Origin of the sequence: Pseudomonas sp. MWU13-2517 (assembly GCF_023242545.1) — a bacterium.
In the GTDB taxonomy this organism is placed as follows: Bacteria; Pseudomonadota; Gammaproteobacteria; order Pseudomonadales; family Pseudomonadaceae; genus Aquipseudomonas.
Genome location: NZ_JALMFA010000013.1, coordinates 170175 through 191763 on the forward strand (window position 1 = coordinate 170175; position 21589 = coordinate 191763).

Genomic DNA, 21589 nt, shown 5'->3' on the forward strand with positions numbered 1-21589 from the left:
GCAGCTTGCAGATTGCAGCTGCTTCATTACCCCTTCCCTTTGGTCCTGGTCATATTCGGCCCGCCATTCTTCTCCAGATGCTGAATGATGATCCCCGCCACATCCTTGCCCGTGGTGGTCTCGATGCCTTCCAGGCCCGGGGACGAGTTCACCTCCATCACCAGCGGCCCATGGTTGGAGCGCAGGATATCCACACCCGCCACGCTCAACCCCATCACCTTGGCTGCGCGCAACGCGGTCATGCGTTCTTCCGGGGTGATCTTGATCAGGCTGGCGCTGCCGCCACGGTGCAGGTTGGAACGGAACTCCCCTGGCTTGGCCTGGCGCTTCATCGCCGCAATCACCTTGTCGCCCACCACGAAGCAGCGGATATCCGCGCCACCGGCTTCCTTGATGTATTCCTGCACCATGATGTTCTGCTTGAGGCCCATGAATGCCTCGATCACTGATTCCGCCGCCGTCGCCGTTTCACACAGCACTACGCCGATGCCCTGGGTGCCTTCCAGCACCTTGATCACCAGCGGCGCGCCGTTGACCATGTCGATCAGGTCGGGGATGTCGTCCGGTGAGTGAGCAAAACCGGTGACCGGCAGGCCAATGCCTCGACGCGAGAGCAATTGCAGCGAACGCAGCTTGTCCCGAGAGCGTGCGATGGCTACCGATTCATTAAGGGGAAATACCCCCATCATTTCGAACTGGCGCAACACCGCGCAGCCGTAGAAAGTGACCGAGGCACCGATACGTGGGATCACCGCATCAAACCCTTCCAGCGGCTTGCCCCTGTAATGGATCTGTGGCTTGTGGCTGGCAATGTTCATGTAGGCTCGCAACGTGTCGATCACCACCATTTCATGGCCACGTTCGGTGCCGGCCTCAACCAGGCGGCGGGTGGAATACAGACGCGGGTTTCGCGACAGCACAGCAATCTTCATGCAGCACCTGGGACAGAAATAGTTGAGACCGGGAACACCGGCTTGTCTTGAACGTACTTGATGCCGGGATTGACCACCAACTGGCCGTCAATCAGCGCCTTGGAACCGAGCAACAGGCGATAACGCATGGCCTTGCGGCAGGCCAGGGTGAACTCCACCCGCCACACCCGGTCACCCAGCGCCAACGTAGTGCTGATCACGTAACGTACCTGCGCATGCCCGTTGGAACTCTTGATGGTCTTCATCGTCACCAGGGGCGCTTCGCAACGGCGGTGACGCAGTTGCACAACGCTGCCCAGGTGCGCGGTAAAACGAACCCATTTTTCACCGTCACGCTCGAACGGCTCGATATCGGTGGCATGCAGGCTGGAGGTGCTGGCGCCGGTGTCGATCTTCGCACGCAGGCCCGCCACCCCCAAGTCGGGAAGGGCCACCCACTCACGCAGACCCACAACGGTCAAATGGTCAAATGTCTTCAATATAGGTAACCGGTCAGTTCGCCCAGGCGTGAGGGGGAACCTCGGCCAGGGCTTTGAATGCGGGCTTGGCGAACCAGAAGCCTTGCATCAGAAATATTCCACAGTCGGACAAGAAGTCGCGCTCGCCGGCACTTTCAATGCCTTCGGCGATGACGGTAACCCCCAACTGCTCACAAATTGTGACAATCCCGTGGACGATCACCTGACGGACACGATCCTGGTCGACGTCGCGGATCAGCGCCATGTCGAGTTTTATCAAGTCAGGTTGGAAATCGGCCAGCAGATTCAGCCCCGAATAGCCCGCGCCGAAATCGTCGATGGCGGTCTTAAAGCCGAATTCGCGATATTCACGCAGAATATTCGTCAAATGGCGATAGTTATCTACATGCTCGCTTTCAAGTGTCTCGAAAATCAGCTGGTTGATTGGAAAGTTGTGTAACCGAGCCGCTTCCAGGGTACTGCGTATACACAGTTCTGGCCGATAGACGGCATTAGGCATGAAGTTGATGGACAGGTGAGTCTGCATCCCCAGTGCGGCTGCGCCGGCAATCGCCTGGGTACGGCAACGCTGGTCGAAGCGGTAGCGGTTGCTCTCATTGACCTGTTTCAGTATGGACAGCGCTCCTTCGCCATTGACCCCGCGCACCAGGGCTTCGTTGGCAAAAATGGAGTGATCGCGAAGGTCTACGATAGGCTGGTAGGCGAAATCGAAGTCGAAACCCAGCGGCTCGCTTTGCTGGCAGCCCACGCAACGTTGGTCAGGCGAGGTGAGTGAAGTGGGGAAGTCGGTCACGGCGTGTCCTCGCGAAAACAGGGTGCTACCTGGCGTATCTTAGGTGAGCCTTGGGGTTTATGCGTCGAAGGGATTCAACGTTAAAGTTGCGACATTTTTCAGCGCGAGGAATTCAAGTGGCTCAAAAGCAGGAAGAGGAAGAAAAAGTCCGTTTGGACAAATGGTTATGGGCTGCACGCTTTTACAAGACCCGTGCCCTGGCCAAGGCTGCCATCGAGAGTGGCAAGGTGCATCACCGTGGTGAGCGCTGCAAACCGGGCAAGGAGCCGCGCGTGGGTGATGAGTTCCAGATTCGTACCGGTTTTGATGAAAAGACCATTGTGGTTCAAGCACTTTCCATTGTCCGTCGTGGCGCGCCCGAAGCTCAGGCGTTGTATGTCGAGACTGATGCGAGTATCGCCAAGCGTGAGAACGCGGCGGCAATGCGCAAGGCGGGGGCCATGGGGGTGACTACCGATGGGAAGCCGAGCAAGAAGCAACGCCGCGATCTGTTCAAGTTCCGTGGCGGTGGCGGCGATGAATAAAGTCGCCGGTAATCGCCTGGGGCTTCACTTGGCTTGGAACAAACCAGGATTGTTCATAAACTGCGTCATCTTCGCGTCACTATTCTTCAACTCAGATACCCAGACCTATGACTGATCTACCGGATACCGACTTCACCCAACGCTTCATCTTCGACGAGACCGATGCCCGCGGCGAACTGGTCTCATTGGAGCGCAGCTATGCCGAAGTCCTCGCCAAGCATCCCTATCCGGAGCCGGTCGCGCAACTGCTCGGAGAGCTTATGGCGGCGGCGGCGCTGCTGGTGGGCACCATGAAATTCGACGGTTTGCTGATCCTGCAGGCGCGTTCCGAAGGCCCGATTCCACTGCTGATGATCGAGTGCTCCAGTGAGCGCGACATCCGTGGCCTGGCCCGTTACGACGCTGACCTGATCGCCCCGGACGCGGCCCTGGCCGACCTGATGCCCAATGGTGTATTGGCGCTCACCGTCGACCCGACCGAGGGCCAGCGCTATCAGGGGATTGTCGACCTTGATGGTGAAACCCTGTCGGACTGCTTCACCAACTATTTCGTGATGTCCCAGCAAATCGGTACGCGTTTCTGGCTTAAAGCCGATGGCAAGCGTGCCCGTGGCCTGTTGCTGCAACAACTGCCGGCCGACCGTATCAAGGACGACGACGACCGCGCCGAAAGCTGGCGCAACCTCACCGCCCTGGCCGGCACGCTGACCACCGAGGAGTTGCTGGCGCTGGACAACGAAACCATCCTGCACCGTCTCTACCACGAAGAGGCCGTGCGGTTGTTCGATGCACAAAGCCTGCGCTTCCATTGCAGTTGCTCCCGCGAGCGCTCGGCCAATGCCCTGGTCAGCCTGGGCCTTGAAGATGCACAGAATCTGGTGGTGGAACATGGCGGCAATATTGAGATCGACTGCCAGTTCTGCAACCAGCGCTACCTGTTCGATGCGGCTGATGTAGCCCAACTGTTCGCTGGCGCGGGCATCGACACCCCTTCCGACACCCGCCACTAAAACGTTTAAGCACAGGTAAATCACCTGACAAACGCCGGATTAGCGCAGTTCTGACGGGAGGGCCCTACTCTTTTTGGGCTTTTCTGGCATAATCCGGCCCACTTTTTTCGCGGTAGTAGTGCGCAACTTTCTACTACAAAACGTTTGGAGCACTCGGCTACAGGCCGACGGGGAACCTCATGACGCAAGCCAATAACGCTGTATACACCGATCTGAGTGTTGATGATCTGGTCAAAGAAGCCCTGCAGCGCGGTGAAGGCGTGCTTGCCGATACTGGCGCGCTGGTCGTAGAAACCGGTCACCGCACCGGCCGTTCGCCAGTCGATCGTTTCATCGTTGAAGAGCCTTCCACCCAGGACGCCATCGCCTGGGGCCCGATCAACCGCAAGTTCCCGGCCGACAAGTTCGATGCCCTGTGGGCTCGTGTCGAAGCCTTCAACAATGCGCAAGAGCATTTCGTTTCCCACGTTCACGTAGGTGCTGCGCAAGAGCACTACCTGGCTGTGAAAATGACCACCCAGACTGCCTGGCAGAACCTGTTTGGTCGTTGCCTGTTCATCAACCCGGCCCAGTACAACCCGGCCGGTCGTGAAGAGTGGCAGGTGCTTAACGTGGCCAACTTCGAGTGCGTGCCAGAGCGTGACGGCACCAACTCCGACGGTTGCGTGATCCTCAACTTCGCACAGAAAAAAGTGCTGATCGCCGGCATGCGTTACGCCGGTGAAATGAAGAAAGCCATGTTCTCGGTGCAGAACTTCCTGCTGCCGGCCTCCGACGTACTGCCGATGCACTGCGCCGCCAACATCGGTGAAGCAGGCGACGTGACCCTGTTCTTCGGTCTGTCGGGCACTGGTAAAACCACCCTGTCCGCCGACGAAAGCCGTTACCTGATCGGTGACGACGAACACGGCTGGGGCGAAGGCGTGGTGTTCAACATCGAAGGCGGTTGCTATGCCAAGTGCATCGACTTGTCCGAGAAGAACGAGCCGGTTATCTGGAAAGCCATCAAGCACGGCGCGGTGCTCGAAAACGTCGTGATCGACGACGCCAAGCACGCCGACTACGCTGATGTCAGCCTGACCCAGAACAGCCGCGCAGCCTATCCGCTGGAGCACGTTGCCAAGCGTTCCGAGAAGAACCTGGGCGGCGAGCCAAACGCTGTGATCTTCCTGACCTGCGACCTGACCGGCGTCCTGCCGCCAGTGTCCATCCTCAGCGAAGAGCAAGCGGCCTACCACTTCCTGTCCGGCTACACCGCTCTGGTGGGCTCGACCGAAATGGGTTCCGGCAGCGGCATCAAGTCGACCTTCTCCACCTGCTTCGGCGCGCCGTTCTTCCCACGCCCGGCCGGTGAATACGCAGAACTGCTGATCAAGCGCATCCGTGGCTTCGGCTCCAAGGTCTACCTGGTCAACACCGGCTGGACCGGCGGTGGCTACGGCGTCGGCAAACGCTTCAACATCCCGACCACTCGCGGTGTGATCGCAGCGATCCAGAGCGGCGCGTTGATTGGTGCGCAAACCGAGCACCTCGACACCATCAATCTCGACGTGCCATTAGCCGTACCGGGCGTTGAAACCGGTCTGTTGAACCCGCGTAACACGTGGGCCGACAAGGCTGCGTACGACGAAGCGGCGAAAGCGCTGGCCGGCCTGTTCATCGAGAACTTCAAGAAGTTTGAAGTGAGCGATGCGATCAAGGCTGCGGGTCCGAAGTTGTAAGATTCGCTTGTTGTGAAAAAGCCGCCTCTAGTAGGCGGCTTTTTTTTAGTAGCCAAGAATATCTTTAGTGTGGCTCTTTGGCCTATGTGAAGGGCTCATTGTGAAAAGATCTATTTTTTCAAAGTCGCAGCTGCTGTTCATATAGCAACATGCAAAACCAAGGCTCCCGTCAACACCAGCACTACGCCCAACACCTGCACCGCCGACAACCGCTCCTTGAAAAACACAAACCCCAGAATCGCCGCGATCCCGCCCGATAATGTACTGATCACCGTCACCACCGACACCGAACCCGCCATCGCCCCCCACGAAAACGCCGAGAATCCACCCAGGTTCATCAGACTTGCCCCGGTCAGCGTCGCGCAGTTTTTCAGCGGTGGGATTTTCAGGCCATCCTTGATCTTCAGCACCATCACCACCAACACGCACAGCCCCACCAGGTAGCCGAGCCAGAGCATGGTGATTGGCCCAAGCGCCGGCAGTGTGTAGCGGCCTTGCAGCCAGAAACTGGTGCCATACAGCAAAGCCGCGAGCATGGCGTAGGCGATGGACAGGCGTGGGTTGTTGTGAGGGACACCGTTGTCCTTGTGAACGCTGGAGAGGATCACGCCGATCACGCACAAAGCGATGCAACCCAGCTGCGTCAGGCTGATGTGCTCACCGTTGGCCCAGGACAGCAAGGTGGTCACCACGCCGTAGGACGTCACGAGCGGCGCGACAATCGCCGCTTTGCCGAGGGCGAAGGCCTTGGACAGCGCGAGGGCGCCGGAGACGGTGAGCAGGGCGGCAGCGATGCCCAGGAACCAGACGTTCAGCGGGGCTCCGAGGGATTTGAACAGGAAGCTTGGGCGAATGACCAGCAGCAGGGTCATGATCAGGAAGCCCAGGGCTTGGCCGAAATACACCGCGCGTTTAACGCCCACGGCTCGGGCGTTGAGGCCCACCAGAAAATCCGTGCCACCCCAGAGCAGGGCGGCCAGCAGGCCCATTATTACGTCCATCTAAGGTCCTTGTGTTTCAGCTCAGGTTTTCCAGCGTCTGCGTGTCCCAGCTGTGGGTCTTGATGGCCAGGTAGAGCATGCCGATGGTCAGCGGCACTTTGTCGCCTCGCCCCTTGGCTCGACGTTTGAGAAATACATCAAATACCGGCGGGTTGAAGTAACGATAAGTGTCGAAATCGCCCAGGTCGAGCGCAAATTCCTGCTCCAGTGCTTCCATCAGTAGTTTGGCCTCGCCGCCGTCGCAACCCAGGTCAAAGTTGATCGAGGTTTGCAGGCGAAGGGTCTTGTGTTCCGGCAGGCCGATTTCTTCGTGCAGCAGTTGCAGGAGTTGCTGCATAACGACGTCTTCGGGGAAGTTGGGGGCGAGGTTCATTGGTAGTGGCACGCGGGAGTGGGTGAGGGAAAGGTGTGTCGTCGGCGAATTTTTCGGGTAAGAAGGCGTTCCAAGCCTAGCAAGAATAGAAGCAGAGGAAGGCGCTGAATGCTGAGGACAATGGCGACGTCGGGAAGACCGAATATCAAGGGCATTGCGCATGGCATGAAGGCTTGGCGGTGATTCAACAGGCAGCACGGGTCAATGTAGGAGTGAGCTTGCTCGCCAAAAACTCAAGAAGGCCGCGTGCCTTCTGGTTTGCCGCGTCATCGTTGAGGATTTCGCTAGCAAGCTCGCTCCTACAGAGGGTGTCGCTTAAATTTGCGGTTGTGCGGGTTGCAGTTGAACGTGTTGCGCAGCTTCCAGCAGATCACAGCCGTCCTGCACGAGCAGGTACAAGGCATTGGTGAGGTGGGAGATGTCTTTGAGGTCGGCGTGTTCGAAGGTCAGGCAGGAAAAGGTTTCAAGCAGATCGGTGGCTGCGCGAATGCGTTGATGGGCGGCGGGCGGACTGGATGTCTTCGGCTTTGGCTTGCGTATCGATGATAAGCGGATGGGTATCGGTGAAATTAGTAGCAGCACGGATCCTGGCCCACCCCCATATTTGTCGAGCATCAGCGCAGGGTGTTGCGGTACTTGGCGAGGACGGTTTCGCGGGTCGGCAGAGGTTTGTCGACTTCGGCCGGTTGGGCGTTGAATCCTTCCAGGCGCAAGCTGGCCAGGTAATTGGAGCGGCGGATCTTGTGGTAATGATCCTGTTTTTGCGCAAACGTCAGTTCGCTCATCGCAGTGTGCTCCTGGGTCGCAAGGCTTGGTTGTAGCGCAATGCTTCAGCGGGCAGGCGGTATAAAACCCACGTCACATTTTGTATAAAAAATCCGCAAGCAGACTGAATTCAGCGTATGTTTCACCGCAAAATCTTGTAGGGCGATTCCGCCCACCACTTAAAGGGAGTTAAGCATGGGTTTGCTTCGTGTCGCCTCGGCGATGTCATTGTGTGCGGTGGCGTTTTCGGTCCAGGCCGAGCAATTGCCGATTGAAGTGCTGAGTGCGGTGGTCAAGGACCAGAAAATCGCCGACGCCGAAGTGTTGCTGCAGCGCAACGGTGCACAGAATGTCGTGGGCCGCACCAACGCCCAGGGCCAGGTGACGCTGACCAGCGAAGCCGCCGACGATGCGTCCAACCTGCTGATCATCAAGAAGCCCGGCTACTCCAACCTGGTGGTGAAGTGCCCATGCAAAGGCATGACCTATGCCATCAGCCCGGTGATGGAAAATCTTGACGGCCTGCGTGTAGTCCTGACCTGGGGCAAAACCCCGGAAGACCTCGATTCCCACATGATTTTCCCTGGCAATAACATCTACTTCGAGAACAAGAACGGCACCGACGCCGAACTGGATGTGGACGACGTCGACAGCTACGGCCCGGAAACCATCACGCTGCAGAAAAAGCACTACGGCGAAAGTTATGTCTACGCCGTGCATGACTTCACCAACAGCAACAATCCAGGCTCTCGCCAGCTGTCCAACAGTGAGGCCAAGGTATTCGTATATATGGGCCAATCTCTGGTGCGCACCTACTACGTACCGAAAAACCGTAGCGGTAACCTGTGGACGGTGTTCCGCATGACCGGCAGCGGCGATTTCCAGGACATCAACAATTTCAGTGGTGTAACAGTTGATGCTCCGAACGTGCTTAATGAAGTGAAGGCGTTGCTGGACGACAGTGTTGCTGTGACCGCCGTGGCCGTCAGCTCTTCCGCGCAAACCGATGCGAAGCGTCTGAACCTACAGGGGGAAGCTGCTTACCAGGCAGGCAATCTGGATCAGGCAATCGACCTGTTCCGTCAGGCCATCGACTTGGACAATGGCTTCGGTAAAGCCTACGGCAACCTGGGCCTGGCTTATCAGAAAGCCGGTAACACCGCCGAGTCGATCTGGGCCAACCGCAAGGCTATTGCCCTGGCCACCGGCGCTAATGCCGCAACTGTGCGCGCAGGGTCCTACTACAACATTGCGCGAATCTACGAGGCTGCTGGGCAGTTCCAGGATGCCTTGCGTCACTACCAGTTAGCCAAAGAGCAGAAAGCCAACCCTGTGTATGACGCGGCGATCGAGCGGGTGCAGAACCGCTGATTCAGCCCGGGTAGATAACTAGAAAATGTGGGAGGGGCTTGCTCCCGATTGCGACACGTCAGTCACGGATTCATTAACTGACGCACTGCAATCGGGAGCAAGCCCTTTCCCACATTTGGATCTGCGTCTTTCCTGCTATCACCTCGGTTTATTCCTCTTCGGCCCTAGGCCATCCTTGAGCCTGTGTATCATCCTGTCTCTTTTTCACTTGCGACCTTTCTCGATTCGCTGAGATTCACGGGCTATGTTTTGAGCCTACTCAGCGGTCAATGGAGTGACAGCCTATGCACGACACCCTCCAACAGGTCTTTGGTTATCCACAATTCCGTCCAGGGCAGGAACAAACGGTCAGCGCCGTGCTTGCCGGGCGTTCTGCGGCCGCCATTTTTCCAACAGGATCAGGCAAGTCCCTGTGCTATCAGCTTTCGGCGGTGTTGCTGCCGCACCTGACGTTGGTGGTGTCGCCACTGTTGGCGTTGATGCAGGACCAGCTTGGGTTCTTGCAGCGCCATGGCATTTCGGCGGGCAGTATCGATTCGGCCCAGAGCCGCGATGAGGCCAATGAGGTGATGGCCCGTGCGCGTTCCGGCGAGCTGAAGATTCTGATGATTTCCGTGGAGCGCCTGAAGAACGAGCGCTTTCGCAACTTCCTGCAAAGCGTGCAGATCTCGCTGCTGGTGGTGGACGAGGCACACTGTATTTCCGAGTGGGGCCACAACTTCCGTCCGGACTATTTGAAGCTGCCGGCCTACCAGCGTCAGTTCAATATCCCACAGGCGCTGCTGCTGACGGCTACGGCCACGCCTAAGGTGATTGCCGACATGCAGGCCAAGTTCAGCATTGCGCCGCAGGACGTGGTCACCACGGGCTTCTACCGGCCCAACCTCAATCTATTGGTGGAGCCGGTGAGCGGCCACGACAAACGTCGGCGCTTGGTCGAATGGATGAGCGAACGAGCCGATCAGCCGAGCATCGTCTATGTCACCTTGCAGAAGACCGCCGAGCAGATTGCCGAACACCTGAATCGCAATGGCATCCAGGCTGAGGCCTACCACGCCGGTTTGCCCCACGATAAACGTGAGGGCATTCAGCAGCGCTTCATGGGCGGACGCTCCAATTGCATCGTTGCCACCATCGCGTTTGGCATGGGCATCGACAAAAGTGATATCCGCAATGTGGTGCACTTCGACCTGCCCAAATCCATCGAGAACTACAGCCAGGAAATCGGCCGCGCCGGGCGTGATGGAGAGCCCTCCGATTGCCTGGTGTTGGCCAACCGCGACAGCCTCAATGTGCTCAAGAATTTCGTCTACGGTGATACACCGGAGCAAGAGGGCATCCTGCGTGTGCTGGAGGAGTTGCAGGCGGCACGGCAAGAGGGGCAATGGGAGTTTCTGCTGAGGTCATTGTCGGAGCACAGCAATATCCGTGAATTGCCGCTCAAGACGCTGCTGGTGCAGCTGGAACTCAGAGGTGTGATTGCGCCCCGCTACGCATTTTATGCTGAATACCGTTTCAAATACCTGATCGAGCCTGAGGCGTTGCTTGCACGGTTTTCCGGTGAGCGGCAACAGTTCGTCGCGGCGATCATCGAGGTGTGCAAGCGCGCGCGAACCTGGGCGACGGTGGATTTCGACGCGCTGTATCAGCAGCACAATGCCGAACGCAATCGCGTGGTGAAAGCACTGGATTACTTCCAGGAACAAGGCCTGATTGAGCTTGAGAGCAAGCAGATGACCGAGGTCTACAGCCTGCAGGATACCGACTTTGATCCACAGGCCTTGAGCGCCGAGTTATACACAGGCTTCAAGGCGCATGAAGTAGGCGAAGTCGCGCGGATTCACGCGATGCTTGATCTGTTCGCCACGGACCGCTGCCTGGGGCAGCGCCTGGCGCAGTATTTCGGTGATGAAAACGCCCCCCGACGCTGCGGGCATTGCTCGGTGTGCCACGGCCATGTTGCGTACCTTCCACCACCGCCAGGCCTGCCGCCGCTTGTGGATAAGAACTTTACGGGATTGTGCGGTGATTTTATCCACAGGCATCATGAGCACACCGGCCAACTGCCTGAGGCGGAACGCCTCACACGTTTCCTCGCAGGCGTCAGCGTACCGTTGTTCACCAAGTTGAAGGCCCGCGGCATTCCGGGCTTTGCTGCTCTGGAAGATTACCCGTACGCCGAGGTACGCGAGTGGGCTCAGGCCCATCTGAACGACCTGTAAACCTACTTTTCATGAGACTTGCCCATGCCCGACTTAGTGCCGCAACGTGCCGATTACCCACACTTCCAGCCGATCATCACGCGTTGGCACGACAACGATGTGTACGGCCATGTGAACAACGTCACCTACTACAGCTTCTTCGACACGGCGGTGAATACCTACCTGATCGAACAAGGTGGGTTGGATATTCATGACGGTGAAGTGGTGGGGTTTGTGGTGAGTTCTGCGTGCGACTACTTCGCGTCGATTGCCTTTCCCGAACGCATTGACGTTGGCTTGCGAGTGGGCAAGTTGGGCAACAGCTCAGTGCAATATGAACTGGCGGTGTTCAAGATGGGTGAGGAGGAGGCCTGTGCGGCGGGGCGTTTTGTACATGTGTTCGTGGATCGAGGGTCGAACCAGCCGGTGACTATTCCGGGCATGTTGCGCGAGGCGTTGCAGCGTTTGGTGGTGTAGGCGCGAACGCCCACACCCAGGACGAAGGCTTCAGGCCTTATCAATCATAACGGTAGTGATGCTTGTTCTTGCGATGCCCATAAGCATGACCGCGCCCACGATGGTCATCACGGTCATAGCGACGGTTGTCACGCCCACGATAGTGGCGGTCATCGTTATCGCTCTTGTTGCCCATGTAGTTGCCCAGTGCGCCACCTGCGCCGCCACCGGCTGCTGCGCCGATCAGGCTGCCTGTGCTGCCGCCGACACTCCGGCCAACCACGTTGCCGCCCGCTGCGCCCAGTGCGCCGCCAATGGCAGCTTCGCCGCGGCTGCGCTTGTCGGCACCGACGGCGCTACCACCTGCACCGCCCAAGGCAGCACCAATGGTCGAACCGGTGTTGCCACCTAGCTGCTGGCCAACGACCGAACCTAGAACCCCGCCCAATGCGCCGCCCACGCCTGCTTCGGTGGTGCCGCCAGCCATGGCTGCGCCACTGACCAGGCCAAGGGACAACAAGAGAATCGAGGAGAACTTCATTAGGGAGACCTCAAGAGGATGACGGCGCGATCTTGGGGCTGTATCGAGATTGTGACAATGGAAATCCGACCAGTAGCACGAGTTGTACACAATTCTCTAACTTACTGTTTTAACTAAGGAACTTAAATCTTTTTTACGAGTCTTTAGCTACTTGGGAAAGGCCGCTTTTATGCAAAAGCGGCCTTTTTTGTGCCTGAAACTTACGCCGAGCGCGCCATGATCAGGCCGTCGTCACTCGCCGCCTCCAGGCAAATAGCCACGAACTTCGACGTGGGTGTGTGGCTGCCATCCCCGATGCTTTCCAGTGGCACCAGTGGGTTCACTTCCGGATAGTAAGCGGCTGCCTGCCCCGCCGGAATATCAAATGCCAGCAAGGTGAAGCCCTTCACGCGGCGCTCACGGCCGTCTTCCCACAACGACACGATGTCGGCTTTCTGCCCAGGCTTGAAGCCCAGGCGGATGATGTCGGCTTCGTTGACAAACAGCACGTCACGTTGGCCTTTCACGCCACGGTAGCGGTCATCCAGGCCATAAATGGTGGTGTTGTACTGATCGTGGGAGCGCATCGACTGCATGATCAGGTCCGGCACACGGCCGGTGGCATGGGTGCGTTCGTGAATCAGGTCTTCAGGCAGGATATTCGGACGGAAGTTGGCGCGGCCTGACGGGGTGTTCCAGCGACGCGCGCCAGCAGCGTTGCCCAGGTAGAAGCCGCCCGGATGCTTGATGTTCTCGTTGAAGTCCTTGAAGCCCGGGATAGTGTCGGCGATCAGGTCGCGAATGCGCCCGTAGTCAGCCACCAGCCAGTTCCAATCCACCGGTTTCCTGCCCAGGGTAGCGGCGGCGATGCCGGCCAGGATCGCAGGCTCGGATTTCATCAGCTTCGACAACGGTTGCAATTGACCGTTGGAGCCGTGAACCATGCTGAAGGAGTCCTCCACTGTCACCGCTTGCGGGCCGTTGGCTTGAATGTCGATATCGGTACGGCCCAGGCATGGCAAGATCAGCGCATCTTTGCCGTGCATCAGGTGGCTGCGGTTGAGCTTGGTGCTTATCTGCACCGTCAGGTCGCAGTTGCGCAGGGCTTCGAAGGTTCGCAGGCTGTCCGGGGTGGCTTGTGCGAAGTTGCCGCCCAGGCCGATAAACACTTTGGAACGGCCCTCGAGCATGGCGTGAATCGCTTCGACCACGTTATGGCCATTAGTGCGCGGCACCTGGAACTGGAAACGGCGTTCCAGAGCGTCAAGGAAGGCCACCGGCGGGCGTTCGTTAATGCCCATGGTGCGGTCACCCTGCACGTTACTGTGGCCGCGCACCGGGCACAGGCCGGCGCCAGGACGACCGATGTTGCCGCGCAGCAGCATCAGGTTGGCAATTTCCTGGATGGTAGGCACCGAGTGGCGGTGCTGGGTGATGCCCATCGCCCAGCACATGATCACGTTCTTGCCGGTGGCGTACATGCGCGCCGCTTGCTCGATTTCCAACAGGGTCAGGCCGGACTGCTTGACGATGTCATCCCAGGAGGTGTCGTCGATCTGGCCCAGGTAATCGAGCACGTTGGCAGTGTGCGCGTTGAGGAAGTCGTGATCGAACACTGCTTCCTTGCCTTCAGCCAGGGCTTGGCGTTCCCACAGCAGCAAGAACTTGGCCATGCCGCGAAGGATGGCCATGTCGCCGCCCAGTGCTGGGCGGAAGTAGGCGGTGTTGGTCGGCTTGTCGCCGTTGGTCAGCATTTCCAGTGGGTGTTGCGGATGCTGGAAGCGCTCCAGGCCGCGCTCTTTGAGCGGGTTGATGCACACCACCTGAGCACCACGCTTAACGGCTTCGCGCAGTGGTTCCAGCATGCGTGGGTGGTTGGTGCCAGGGTTTTGGCCCCATACGAAAATCGCGTCGGCATGTTCGAAGTCGTCGAAGGTCACGGTGCCTTTGCCCACGCCTACGCTCTGCGCCAGGGCCACGCCGCTGGCCTCGTGACACATGTTCGAACAGTCCGGAAAATTATTGGTGCCGTAGGCGCGCACGAACAGCTGATACAGGTAGGCTGCTTCGTTACTGGCCCGACCCGAGGTGTAGAACTCGGCCATGTCCGGGCTTGGCAGCGCGTTGAGGTGTTTGCCGATCAGGTCGAATGCGGCTTCCCAACTGATGGGCTTGTAGCGGTCCGTCTCGGCGTCATATCGCATTGGTTCGGTCAGGCGGCCTTGATACTCCAGCCAGTAGTCACTCTGTTCCAGCAACGCGGTGACGCTGTGCTTGGCAAAAAAAGCCGCATCGACACGACGCTTGGTAGCTTCCCAGTTAACGGCCTTGGCGCCGTTTTCGCAAAACTTGACCATGCCGCTTTCCGGCGAGTCGCCCCAGGCGCAGCCCGGGCAGTCGAAGCCACCGTTCTGGTTGGTCTTGAGCATCATGCGCAGGTTCTTCAGCGCGTTGTCGCTGGTCAGCCAGGCTTGTGCCACGCTGATCAGCGCGCCCCAGCCGCCGGCCGGGCCTTTATAAGGCTTGTAGCGTGGGGTTGGGGTCTGGTCGGCTTGGTGATGATTGCTCATGGCTGGTTCTCCAACGCCGTGTTAGCGACAGTTGTATGGTCAAGATTGCAATAGGGGTCGCTCAGGCTCGCAGCGGGCAGGCGTTTCAAGAGCGGCGCCGCGCAAACTGGCCGCCTGGCGTTCGCGGCGCGATACCACCGATGGATTAATCACTGTTTAGCCTAGGCGCGACAAAGAGTCGCGTCTAATTGCCAGTATTGATGTATTGATAGATGGCGTCGATCAAAGCTCTGGCCCGGCTTCATGCAGCAGGCGTTGGCTTATTCCAATCACGGCCGTAGTTAGCGCGTTTGTGTCTTTGGCCAACGGGGAACCCAAGTCTGTAGGACTGGTCTAGTCTTGGGCATCTGGAAACCAAATCCCAAGGAGAGCGCACTATGAGTCTTTTTAGTTTTGTCAAGGAAGCCGGCGAGAAGCTGATTGATCTGTTGACGCCGGGTAACGCCAGCGCCAGTGACGATTTGAAAAAGCACATCGAGGATGTCGGGCTGGGTAATCCGAACGTGCACGCCACCGTTGACGGCGACAAGGTCACGATTACCGGTGAAGTGGCCAGTCAGGAAGAGAAAGAAAAAATCATTCTGGCAGCAGGCAATATTGCCGGTGTGGCCAGTGTAGATGACCAGATTACGGTTTCCGGGCCTGCTGTTACCGCAGCTCGTTTTGTCGTGGTGAAAAAAGGCGACACCCTGAGTGCGATTTCCCTGGCGGTGTACGGTAACGCCAACCAGTACAACAAGATCTTCGAGGCCAACAAGCCTCTGTTGTCGCACCCGGACAAGATTTACCCAGGACAGACGCTGCGTATCCCTGAGTAATACGAATGTGAGAGGGGGCTTGTCCCTGATAACGCAAGTTCAGTCACAGCATCTCTGACTGGTACTTGCGTTATCGGGACAAGCCCCTCTTACATTGGGTCAGAGTCCGATAATCAGATCGCGGTAGCCCCCGACGGCGGCAAACTCCGCGGTATCCTTGGGCCCTTTCTGGCTGTCCGGCTCCTTCACCGCCAATAAGTGCTTCACCCCAAAATCCCGGGCGCTGCGCAGGATCGGCAAGGTGTCGTCAATGAACAGGCTGCGTGCCGGGTCAAAGCCGGCGTCGGCGTGCAGGGCGTGCCAGAACTGCGGGTTTTCCTTGGCGAAGCCGTAGTCGTGGGAACTGATCAACCGCTCGAAATATGGCGCCAGTTCAATGCGTTCCAACTTCAATGACAGCGAGTCACGATGAGCGTTGGTGATCAGGATCACACGCTTGCCGGCCTGTTTGACCGCCTCCAGGAAGGTATCTGCATCCGGGCGCAGGGCGATCAGGTGAGCGGTTTCCAGCTTGAGCTCACGCACCGGGATCTTCAGCTCCGAGGTCCAGAAATCCAGGCAATACCATTGCAACTGTCCGGCGTTACGCTCGAAGAGAGGCTGCAACTCCATCTCGGCCATGGCCCGGCTTACCCCATGCAGTTCGGCATAGCGCTGGGGCAGGTGCTCCAGCCAGAAGTGATTGTCGTAATGCAGGTCGAGCAAGGTGCCGTCCATGTCCAACAGGACGGTGTCGATGGCGTGCCAGGGCAAAGAAGGCATGGTGCGGTCTCATGTAAGTAAAAATATCCGACACAGACAATCGGAAAAGCCACGGTATAGTAACCCGATCACGCCAAGGAGCCGCTTATGCGCCAGAAACCCACCGTTCTCGCCCGAGAAATAGTCGCCAGTAGCCGTTTGTTCCGCGTGGAGGAAGTGCAATTGCGCTTTTCCAACGGCGTTGAGCGGACCTACGAGCGGCTGGTGGGCCGCGGCACCGGCTACGGGGCGGTGATGATTGTGGCGATGATCGACGCCGATCACGCGTTGCTGGTGGAAGAGTACTGCGGCGGCACCGATGAGTATGAGTTGTCCTTGCCCAAAGGGTTGATCGAACCCGGCGAAGACGTGCTGGCGGCGGCAAACCGCGAGCTCAAGGAAGAGGCCGGCTATGGCGCGCACCAGTTGGAACACCTCACTGAACTCTCGCTGTCGCCTGGCTATATGAGCCAGAAAATCCAGGTGGTATTGGCCACCGATCTCTACGAAGAACGCCTGGAGGGCGATGAGCCCGAGCCGATGCGGGTTGACCGGGTCAACCTGCGCGAGCTGTCGCGATTGGCGCAGAACGAGCAGTTCAGCGAAGGCCGCGCCCTGGCGGCGTTGTACCTGGTCCGAGACTTGTTGACCCAGCGTGGAGCGTTTACCGCATGAGCGAACTGTTTTTGGGTCATCCGTTTATCGCCCCGGTAATCGAGCTGGCGCGCCAGGCCGGTGAAGTCATCCTGCCATACTGGCGGGCCGATGTTGAGGTCACCTCCAAGGCGGACGATTCCCCCGTGACGGCGGCGGATCTGGCCGCTCATCACCTGATCCTGGCGGGCCTGACCGCGCTGGATCCGAGCATTCCGGTACTGTCCGAAGAAGATGCGGATATAGACCAGAGCGTGCGTGCCGGCTGGCAGCGATGGTGGCTGGTGGACCCGTTGGATGGCACCAAGGAATTTATCAGCGGCAGTGAAGAGTTCACCGTCAACATTGCGCTGGTTGAGCAGGGCCGCGTGGTGTTTGGCGTGGTATCCATGCCTACCAGCGGCCGCTGCTATTTCGGTGGAGCGGGCCTGGGCGCCTGGCGTTCCGATGTGAATGAAGCACCGAGGCAGATTCAGGTGCGCGAGGCACCGGCAGCGGGCGAGCCCTTTACCGTGGTTGCCAGCCGTCGCCATACCAGCCCTGAGCAGGAACGCCTGTTGGACGGTTTGAGTGAAAGATTGGGAGAACTGAAACTGGCCAATATCGGCAGTTCGTTGAAGTTCTGCCTGTTGGCCGAGGGCAGCGCCGATTGCTACCCGCGGCTGGCACCGACTTCGCAGTGGGACACCGCAGCGGCTCAAGGTGTATTGGAAGGCGCTGGCGGTGAAGTGTTGGAGTTGAGTGGCGAGCCGTTCACTTACCCGGCCCGGGAATCGTTGTTGAATCCGTTCTTCCTGGCTCTGCCGGCCAAGGCTGCCTGGCGCGAACGGTTGCTGGCCCTGGCCCGATCCTAGCGCCACGGCAATCCCTATGTGGAAAGGGCGGTGCGACGGTTCGGTTTATTCTCGATAGCGACGCATCGGTCATCGTATCCGCGATGGGCACTCCCTCATCGGAGTAGCCCTTCCTGCATTTATCGATGCAGCACGTACTGGCCGGTAAAGGCCACCGCGTGGTCTGCACTGCCCTCATTCACAATCCATGTCTGCAGCATCAGCCGTGCACGGCCGTAGCGCTTGTATGTCGCCAGAAAGCGCTTCCACGCCTTCTCTTCGGTGGCTGGGCACACCACTGTCGCATCCCGTGTGACCGGCAGCGGATAACTGATTTGCCCTTCCTGGATCACAATGTGCCCGTTTTCAATCCCTTCTTCGCGCAGCTTCAAGTGCAGCCAACCCCAACCTGCCAATACCGCGCCGCAGTAGAGACTGCCGCCGAACATGGTGCTCTTGTGGTTGATGTTGGCCTGCAACGGCAGATGCAGCTCTAATTGCCCATGCTCCCAGCCAAGTACCTTGAGACCCATTTCCCGGGTGAGGGGAATGTCGTGGTGAAGCACGGATTCCAGGTGACGGCTGTCGCGGTTCATTTGGGCCTCTTGGCGTGTGGTGAGGGTCATTCGTCGTCAGTGCTTTGGTTGGCGAAGGTCAGGCCGTGCTTGCGCAGTTTGTCGTGCAGGGTTTTGCGCGGTACGCCGAGGGCTTCGGCGAGGCTGCGCACGGAGCTGTGGGGGCGGGTCAGTTCGGCGGCGATCAGGCTCTTTTCGAATTGTTCGACTTGCTCGCTCAAGCCGCCCGATGTGGAGGTGAGCACGCTGGTAGATGGGCTGTCCCGGGTGTTGTCCAGTGCCAACTCCAGTCCCAACGCAAAGCGCTCGGCAGCGTTCTGCAGTTCGCGCACATTGCCCGGCCAGTTGTGGCGCAACAGCAACGCGCGCTGGCCCGGTTGCAGTTCCTGCAATGGCAGGCCGTGGCGGCTGCCGGCTTCGTCCGCGAAGTGCTGGAACAGCATCAATGCATCTTCACCTCGCTCACGCAGCGGTGGAATGCGCAACGGCGCGACATTGAGCCGGTAATACAAGTCGGCACGGAAGCGGCCTTGGTCGGCGGCCTGGCGCAGGTCTTCCTTGGTGGCGGCAATGATGCGGATATCGAGCGGGATCAGTTGGTTTCCGCCCAGGCGCTCGACCACGCGCTCCTGCAACAAACGCAGCAGCTTGACCTGGACATCCAGGCTCATGCTTTCGATTTCATCGAGGAACAATGTGCCGCCGTTGGCGAATTCGAACTTGCCGATACGGCGCTTCTGCGCGCCGGTGAAGGCGCCCGGCTCATGGCCGAACAATTCGCTTTCTACCACCGACTCAGCCAGGGCCCCGGCGTTGATCGCCACGAACGGCCCGCTGCGCCGGCTCGACAGGTCATGCAGTGCGCGGGCTACGACTTCCTTGCCGGCGCCGGTTTCGCCGAGGATCAGCACGTCGGCCTTGGTCGCCGCCAGGGCACCGATCTGCTCGCGCAGGCGCAGCATTTGCGGTGAATGCCCCACCAGGCGTGTGCTCAGTTGCTGGCGGTCGCTGAGGGCCAGACGCAGGCTGCGGTTGTCCAGCACCAGGCGACGCAGGGCGAGGGCACGGCGCACGCTGTCGAGCAGGGCGTCGCTGGCGAATGGTTTTTCCAGGAAGTCGTAGGCGCCTGCACGCATGGCCTGCACCGCCAGCGGCACGTCGCCGTGGCCGGTGATCAGCAGCACCGGCAGGTCCGGGTCCTGGCCGTGCAATTCGGCGAGCAGCTCCAGGCCGTCCATGCCGGGCATGCGGATGTCGCTGACCACCACGCCTGGCCAGTCCCGCGACAGGCGCGCGGTGAGGCCGGTGGCTTCGCCCAGGGGCAGGACCGCCAGCCCGGCCAGGTCCAGGGTCTGGTACAGGGCCTGACGCAGGTGTGGATCGTCGTCGATCAACACCACCTGAATCTGGTTATCGATACTCATACACTGCGGTCCTCGGACGGTTGCAGACTGACGCCCGGCGAGCCGGCACGCAATTTCAAGGTTAACAACGCGCCGCCTTCCTTGTGGTTGGCGAATAGCAGTTCGCCGCCAAAGGCACGCATCAGGGTGTCACAGATCGCCAGGCCCAGCCCCAAGCCCTGGGTGCGGGTCTTGGTGGTGTAGAACGGCTCGCTGGCTCGGCCGAGGGCTTCCATGCAAAAGCCCGGGCCATTGTCGCGAATGTACAGATTGACGCCCTGTTCGGTGGTTTGGGCACTCAGCCAGAGTTTTCGCGGTGGGCCTTTTTCGGTGAGGGCGTCCAGGGAGTTGGCCAGCAGGTTGCCGAGCACTTGGCGCAAGCGGGTCTCCCCGGCTTGCACCCATAAGGTCGCCTCCGGCAGATCGCGGATCAGCTCGACTTCCATCGAGCGCCGCCGTTTGGCCAGCAACGCCAGCGCATCATCCAGCGCCGGCTGCAGGGCCACGCTTTCCGGCGCATGGCGGTCGCGGCGGGCGAATGCGCGCAGGTGAGCGATGATCGACGCCATGCGCCCGGTCAGTTCGCTGATCAGCTTGAGGTTGCCGCGGGCGTCGTTGGTGCGTTCATGGTCGAGCAGGATTTCGGCGTTTTCCGCGTAACTGCGAATGGCCGCCAGGGGCTGGTTCAACTCGTGGCTGATGCTCGCCGACATGGTACCCAGGGCTGACAGCTTGCCGGCTTGCACCAGGTCATCCTGGGCGCGCACCAATTCCTGTTGGGCGTGCTCGCGCTCCAGCACTTCCTGTTTCAGTCGCCGGTTAAGGCCCTCCAGATCGCTGGTGCGTTCGGCTACGCGTGCCTCCAGCTCGCGGCGCGCCTTGGCTTCGAAGGCAATGCGCTCCAGGTAGTGGCGCCGACGTTGCATCATCAAACCCAGCAGCAGCATCAACACCAACAGCGTCGCTCCACCGACGGCAACCACTGTGCGTACAGGGCGATTGATCAGCGAGCGTGGCGCAAGGATTTCCACATTCCAGCCGGTTTCGGCGATGGCGGTAGATTGGCGCAGCCATGCCGTGGCGCTCAGCGCCAGCGGTTTCGGGTCGCGGGTCGGATAAGGTTGGATCGCGATAATCGCCTCACGCTCTTCTGCGGTCAGCGGCCGGGTGGCACGAAACCGCCATTGCGGGCGCGAGGTCAGGATCACCACGCCATTATGGTCGGTCACCAACAACTGTTCCGGCGTGTTACCCCACAGGCTTTCGGTATGGTCCAAGTCGACCTTGACCACCAGCACACCGACGATTTTTTCGCCATCGCGCACGGCGGCGGCAAAAAAGTAGCCGCGCTTGGCTGAAGTGGTGCCCAGGCCGAAAAACCGACCCAGCCGCCCCTCCATGGCTTCGCTGAAATAGGGTCGAAACGAGAAGTTACGGCCCACGAAACTGTCCTGCTTGTCCCAGTTGGAAGCCGCGAGGGTCTTGCCGGTGGTGTCCATCAGGTACATCACCTCCACCCCGGCTTGCGCGGCGACGTCCTTGAGCAGCAGGTTGGCGTTGGCCAGGTTGGTGCTCACCTGAGGTGCATCCAGGGCTGTACGCAGGGCCGGCAGGTCACCCAGGATTTGCGGCAGGATTTCGTAGCGGTGCAGGGTGCCCAACAGGTTGGCGACGTACAGGTCGAGGGTCTGGCGGTTCTGGCCGGCCAATTCGCTGCGGTAGTAACGCTCGGCCAAGTGTTCCAGCGGCCACAGCAGCGGGGCCAGGCATAACGCCAACAGGGCAAGGCTGCGCCAGCGAGGTCTTCGTGGAAGGGGTGGAGTCATGGGAGTCATGCGCCTGTGGGTAC

At 59.4% G+C, this 21589-nt stretch carries 21 protein-coding genes and 1 pseudogene; 9 read left to right on the forward strand and 13 right to left on the reverse strand.

The genetic code is table 11. From position 1 onward, the window contains the following. Window positions 1-26 precede the first annotated feature (26 nt). From rimK to M5B97_RS19815, 3 genes are read right to left on the reverse strand one after another with little or no spacing between them, the layout of a single operon-like run. Window positions 27-932 (reverse strand): 30S ribosomal protein S6--L-glutamate ligase, encoded by a 906-nt coding sequence (rimK, locus tag M5B97_RS19805; protein ID WP_010214091.1) that lies wholly within the window; start codon window positions 930-932, stop codon window positions 27-29. Further along, on the reverse strand, window positions 929-1378 hold the full coding sequence (locus M5B97_RS19810) for an ATP-dependent zinc protease (RefSeq protein ID WP_177421603.1): 450 nt from the start codon (window positions 1376-1378) through the stop codon (window positions 929-931). The genes rimK and M5B97_RS19810 overlap by 4 nt, the downstream gene beginning before the upstream one ends. A gap of 46 nt (window positions 1379-1424) precedes the next feature. Further along, window positions 1425-2204, reverse strand: coding sequence for an EAL domain-containing protein (locus M5B97_RS19815; RefSeq protein WP_248732409.1), 780 nt, complete (start codon window positions 2202-2204; stop codon window positions 1425-1427). 116 nt (window positions 2205-2320) lie between these two features. Between M5B97_RS19815 and M5B97_RS19820 the strand changes: the two genes are divergently transcribed. The 3 genes from M5B97_RS19820 to M5B97_RS19830 all read left to right on the forward strand — a co-directional run bounded on the left by M5B97_RS19820 (window position 2321) and on the right by M5B97_RS19830 (window position 5459). Beyond that, a complete protein-coding gene (locus M5B97_RS19820) occupies window positions 2321-2728 on the forward strand; it encodes a S4 domain-containing protein (protein ID WP_123717075.1) in 408 nt (135 codons plus the stop codon). Window positions 2729-2835: 107 nt separating this feature from the next. Continuing rightward, on the forward strand, window positions 2836-3738 hold the full coding sequence (gene hslO, locus M5B97_RS19825; RefSeq protein ID WP_248732410.1) for an Hsp33 family molecular chaperone HslO: 903 nt from the start codon (window positions 2836-2838) through the stop codon (window positions 3736-3738). A 179-nt stretch (window positions 3739-3917) separates the two neighbouring features. Next, window positions 3918-5459 carry a phosphoenolpyruvate carboxykinase gene (locus tag M5B97_RS19830; protein ID WP_123717077.1) on the forward strand — a complete coding sequence of 514 codons (1542 nt, stop codon included), beginning with the start codon at window positions 3918-3920 and terminating at the stop codon, window positions 5457-5459. A 137-nt stretch (window positions 5460-5596) separates the two neighbouring features. Here the strand turns inward: M5B97_RS19830 and M5B97_RS19835 are convergent, their stop codons facing one another. From M5B97_RS19835 to M5B97_RS19850, 4 genes and pseudogenes are all read right to left on the reverse strand, one after another. Then, window positions 5597-6460: a DMT family transporter gene (locus M5B97_RS19835; RefSeq protein ID WP_248732411.1), complete on the reverse strand. Its 864-nt coding sequence runs from the start codon at window positions 6458-6460 to the stop codon at window positions 5597-5599. Between the two features lie 16 nt (window positions 6461-6476). Next, window positions 6477-6833, reverse strand: coding sequence for a DUF1493 family protein (locus tag M5B97_RS19840; protein WP_134660372.1), 357 nt, complete (start codon window positions 6831-6833; stop codon window positions 6477-6479). A 315-nt stretch (window positions 6834-7148) separates the two neighbouring features. Then, window positions 7149-7437 (reverse strand): annotated as a pseudogene (locus tag M5B97_RS19845) (hypothetical protein). A 10-nt stretch (window positions 7438-7447) separates the two neighbouring features. Then, window positions 7448-7618 carry a YhfG family protein gene (locus M5B97_RS19850; protein WP_248732412.1) on the reverse strand — a complete coding sequence of 57 codons (171 nt, stop codon included), beginning with the start codon at window positions 7616-7618 and terminating at the stop codon, window positions 7448-7450. Between the two features lie 175 nt (window positions 7619-7793). Between M5B97_RS19850 and M5B97_RS19855 the strand changes: the two genes are divergently transcribed. From M5B97_RS19855 to M5B97_RS19865, 3 genes are all read left to right on the forward strand, one after another. Further along, window positions 7794-8969 carry a tetratricopeptide repeat protein gene (locus tag M5B97_RS19855; protein WP_248732413.1) on the forward strand — a complete coding sequence of 392 codons (1176 nt, stop codon included), beginning with the start codon at window positions 7794-7796 and terminating at the stop codon, window positions 8967-8969. A 284-nt stretch (window positions 8970-9253) separates the two neighbouring features. Then, on the forward strand, window positions 9254-11191 hold the full coding sequence (locus M5B97_RS19860) for a RecQ family ATP-dependent DNA helicase (RefSeq protein ID WP_248732414.1): 1938 nt from the start codon (window positions 9254-9256) through the stop codon (window positions 11189-11191). A 24-nt stretch (window positions 11192-11215) separates the two neighbouring features. Further along, entirely contained in the window at window positions 11216-11647 is a 432-nt protein-coding gene (locus M5B97_RS19865) for a thioesterase family protein (protein ID WP_248732415.1), read from the forward strand. 40 nt (window positions 11648-11687) lie between these two features. Here M5B97_RS19865 and M5B97_RS19870 read toward each other — a convergent pair whose 3' ends face one another. Further along, window positions 11688-12167 (reverse strand): glycine zipper domain-containing protein, encoded by a 480-nt coding sequence (locus tag M5B97_RS19870; protein ID WP_123717082.1) that lies wholly within the window; start codon window positions 12165-12167, stop codon window positions 11688-11690. A 200-nt stretch (window positions 12168-12367) separates the two neighbouring features. Beyond that, entirely contained in the window at window positions 12368-14716 is a 2349-nt protein-coding gene (locus M5B97_RS19875) for an FdhF/YdeP family oxidoreductase (RefSeq protein WP_134660377.1), read from the reverse strand. A gap of 377 nt (window positions 14717-15093) precedes the next feature. Here M5B97_RS19875 and lysM point away from each other — a divergent pair, with 377 nt between their 5' ends. After that, complete coding sequence (lysM, locus tag M5B97_RS19880) at window positions 15094-15534, forward strand: peptidoglycan-binding protein LysM (protein WP_134660378.1); 441 nt, start codon at window positions 15094-15096, stop codon at window positions 15532-15534. Window positions 15535-15633: 99 nt separating this feature from the next. Here lysM and yrfG read toward each other — a convergent pair whose 3' ends face one another. Beyond that, the gene (yrfG, locus tag M5B97_RS19885; protein ID WP_134660379.1) at window positions 15634-16296 is read right to left on the reverse strand and encodes a GMP/IMP nucleotidase; all 663 of its coding nucleotides are present in this window, start codon (window positions 16294-16296) and stop codon (window positions 15634-15636) included. 87 nt (window positions 16297-16383) lie between these two features. Here yrfG and nudE point away from each other — a divergent pair, with 87 nt between their 5' ends. Beyond that, the gene (gene nudE, locus M5B97_RS19890; protein ID WP_248732416.1) at window positions 16384-16950 is read left to right on the forward strand and encodes an ADP compounds hydrolase NudE; all 567 of its coding nucleotides are present in this window, start codon (window positions 16384-16386) and stop codon (window positions 16948-16950) included. Continuing rightward, complete coding sequence (gene cysQ / locus M5B97_RS19895; RefSeq protein ID WP_248732417.1) at window positions 16947-17783, forward strand: 3'(2'),5'-bisphosphate nucleotidase CysQ; 837 nt, start codon at window positions 16947-16949, stop codon at window positions 17781-17783. Before nudE ends, cysQ begins: the two co-directional genes overlap by 4 nt. A 119-nt stretch (window positions 17784-17902) precedes the next feature. On the opposite strand, the gene M5B97_RS19900 is transcribed toward cysQ, so the two are convergent. Genes M5B97_RS19900 through M5B97_RS19910 form a run of 3 tightly spaced genes read right to left on the reverse strand, consistent with a single transcriptional unit; the run spans window position 17903 to window position 21566 of the window. Further along, entirely contained in the window at window positions 17903-18358 is a 456-nt protein-coding gene (locus M5B97_RS19900; RefSeq protein ID WP_248732418.1) for a YiiD C-terminal domain-containing protein, read from the reverse strand. 26 nt (window positions 18359-18384) lie between these two features. Continuing rightward, window positions 18385-19761, reverse strand: a complete 1377-nt coding sequence (locus tag M5B97_RS19905) for a sigma-54 dependent transcriptional regulator (RefSeq protein WP_248732419.1) — start codon at window positions 19759-19761, stop codon at window positions 18385-18387. Next, window positions 19758-21566, reverse strand: a complete 1809-nt coding sequence (locus M5B97_RS19910; protein ID WP_248732420.1) for an ATP-binding protein — start codon at window positions 21564-21566, stop codon at window positions 19758-19760. Before M5B97_RS19910 ends, M5B97_RS19905 begins: the two co-directional genes overlap by 4 nt. Window positions 21567-21589: the final 23 nt, after the last annotated feature.

Excerpts from the sequence above, each read along its gene's own strand:
- rimK (WP_010214091.1), bottom strand. The coding sequence starts at position 932 with ATGAAGATTGCTGTGCTGTCGCGAAACCCGCGTCTGTATTCCACCCGC.
- hslO (WP_248732410.1), top strand. The coding sequence starts at position 2,836 with ATGACTGATCTACCGGATACCGACTTCACCCAACGCTTCATCTTCGAC.
- M5B97_RS19830 (WP_123717077.1), top strand. The coding sequence starts at position 3,918 with ATGACGCAAGCCAATAACGCTGTATACACCGATCTGAGTGTTGATGAT.
- M5B97_RS19835 (WP_248732411.1), bottom strand. The coding sequence starts at position 6,460 with ATGGACGTAATAATGGGCCTGCTGGCCGCCCTGCTCTGGGGTGGCACG.
- M5B97_RS19840 (WP_134660372.1), bottom strand. The coding sequence starts at position 6,833 with ATGAACCTCGCCCCCAACTTCCCCGAAGACGTCGTTATGCAGCAACTC.
- M5B97_RS19850 (WP_248732412.1), bottom strand. The coding sequence starts at position 7,618 with ATGAGCGAACTGACGTTTGCGCAAAAACAGGATCATTACCACAAGATC.
- M5B97_RS19855 (WP_248732413.1), top strand. The coding sequence starts at position 7,794 with ATGGGTTTGCTTCGTGTCGCCTCGGCGATGTCATTGTGTGCGGTGGCG.
- M5B97_RS19860 (WP_248732414.1), top strand. The coding sequence starts at position 9,254 with ATGCACGACACCCTCCAACAGGTCTTTGGTTATCCACAATTCCGTCCA.
- M5B97_RS19865 (WP_248732415.1), top strand. The coding sequence starts at position 11,216 with ATGCCCGACTTAGTGCCGCAACGTGCCGATTACCCACACTTCCAGCCG.
- M5B97_RS19870 (WP_123717082.1), bottom strand. The coding sequence starts at position 12,167 with ATGAAGTTCTCCTCGATTCTCTTGTTGTCCCTTGGCCTGGTCAGTGGC.
- M5B97_RS19875 (WP_134660377.1), bottom strand. The coding sequence starts at position 14,716 with ATGAGCAATCATCACCAAGCCGACCAGACCCCAACCCCACGCTACAAG.
- lysM (WP_134660378.1), top strand. The coding sequence starts at position 15,094 with ATGAGTCTTTTTAGTTTTGTCAAGGAAGCCGGCGAGAAGCTGATTGAT.
- yrfG (WP_134660379.1), bottom strand. The coding sequence starts at position 16,296 with ATGCCTTCTTTGCCCTGGCACGCCATCGACACCGTCCTGTTGGACATG.
- nudE (WP_248732416.1), top strand. The coding sequence starts at position 16,384 with ATGCGCCAGAAACCCACCGTTCTCGCCCGAGAAATAGTCGCCAGTAGC.
- cysQ (WP_248732417.1), top strand. The coding sequence starts at position 16,947 with ATGAGCGAACTGTTTTTGGGTCATCCGTTTATCGCCCCGGTAATCGAG.
- M5B97_RS19900 (WP_248732418.1), bottom strand. The coding sequence starts at position 18,358 with ATGAACCGCGACAGCCGTCACCTGGAATCCGTGCTTCACCACGACATT.
- M5B97_RS19905 (WP_248732419.1), bottom strand. The coding sequence starts at position 19,761 with ATGAGTATCGATAACCAGATTCAGGTGGTGTTGATCGACGACGATCCA.
- M5B97_RS19910 (WP_248732420.1), bottom strand. The coding sequence starts at position 21,566 with ATGACTCCACCCCTTCCACGAAGACCTCGCTGGCGCAGCCTTGCCCTG.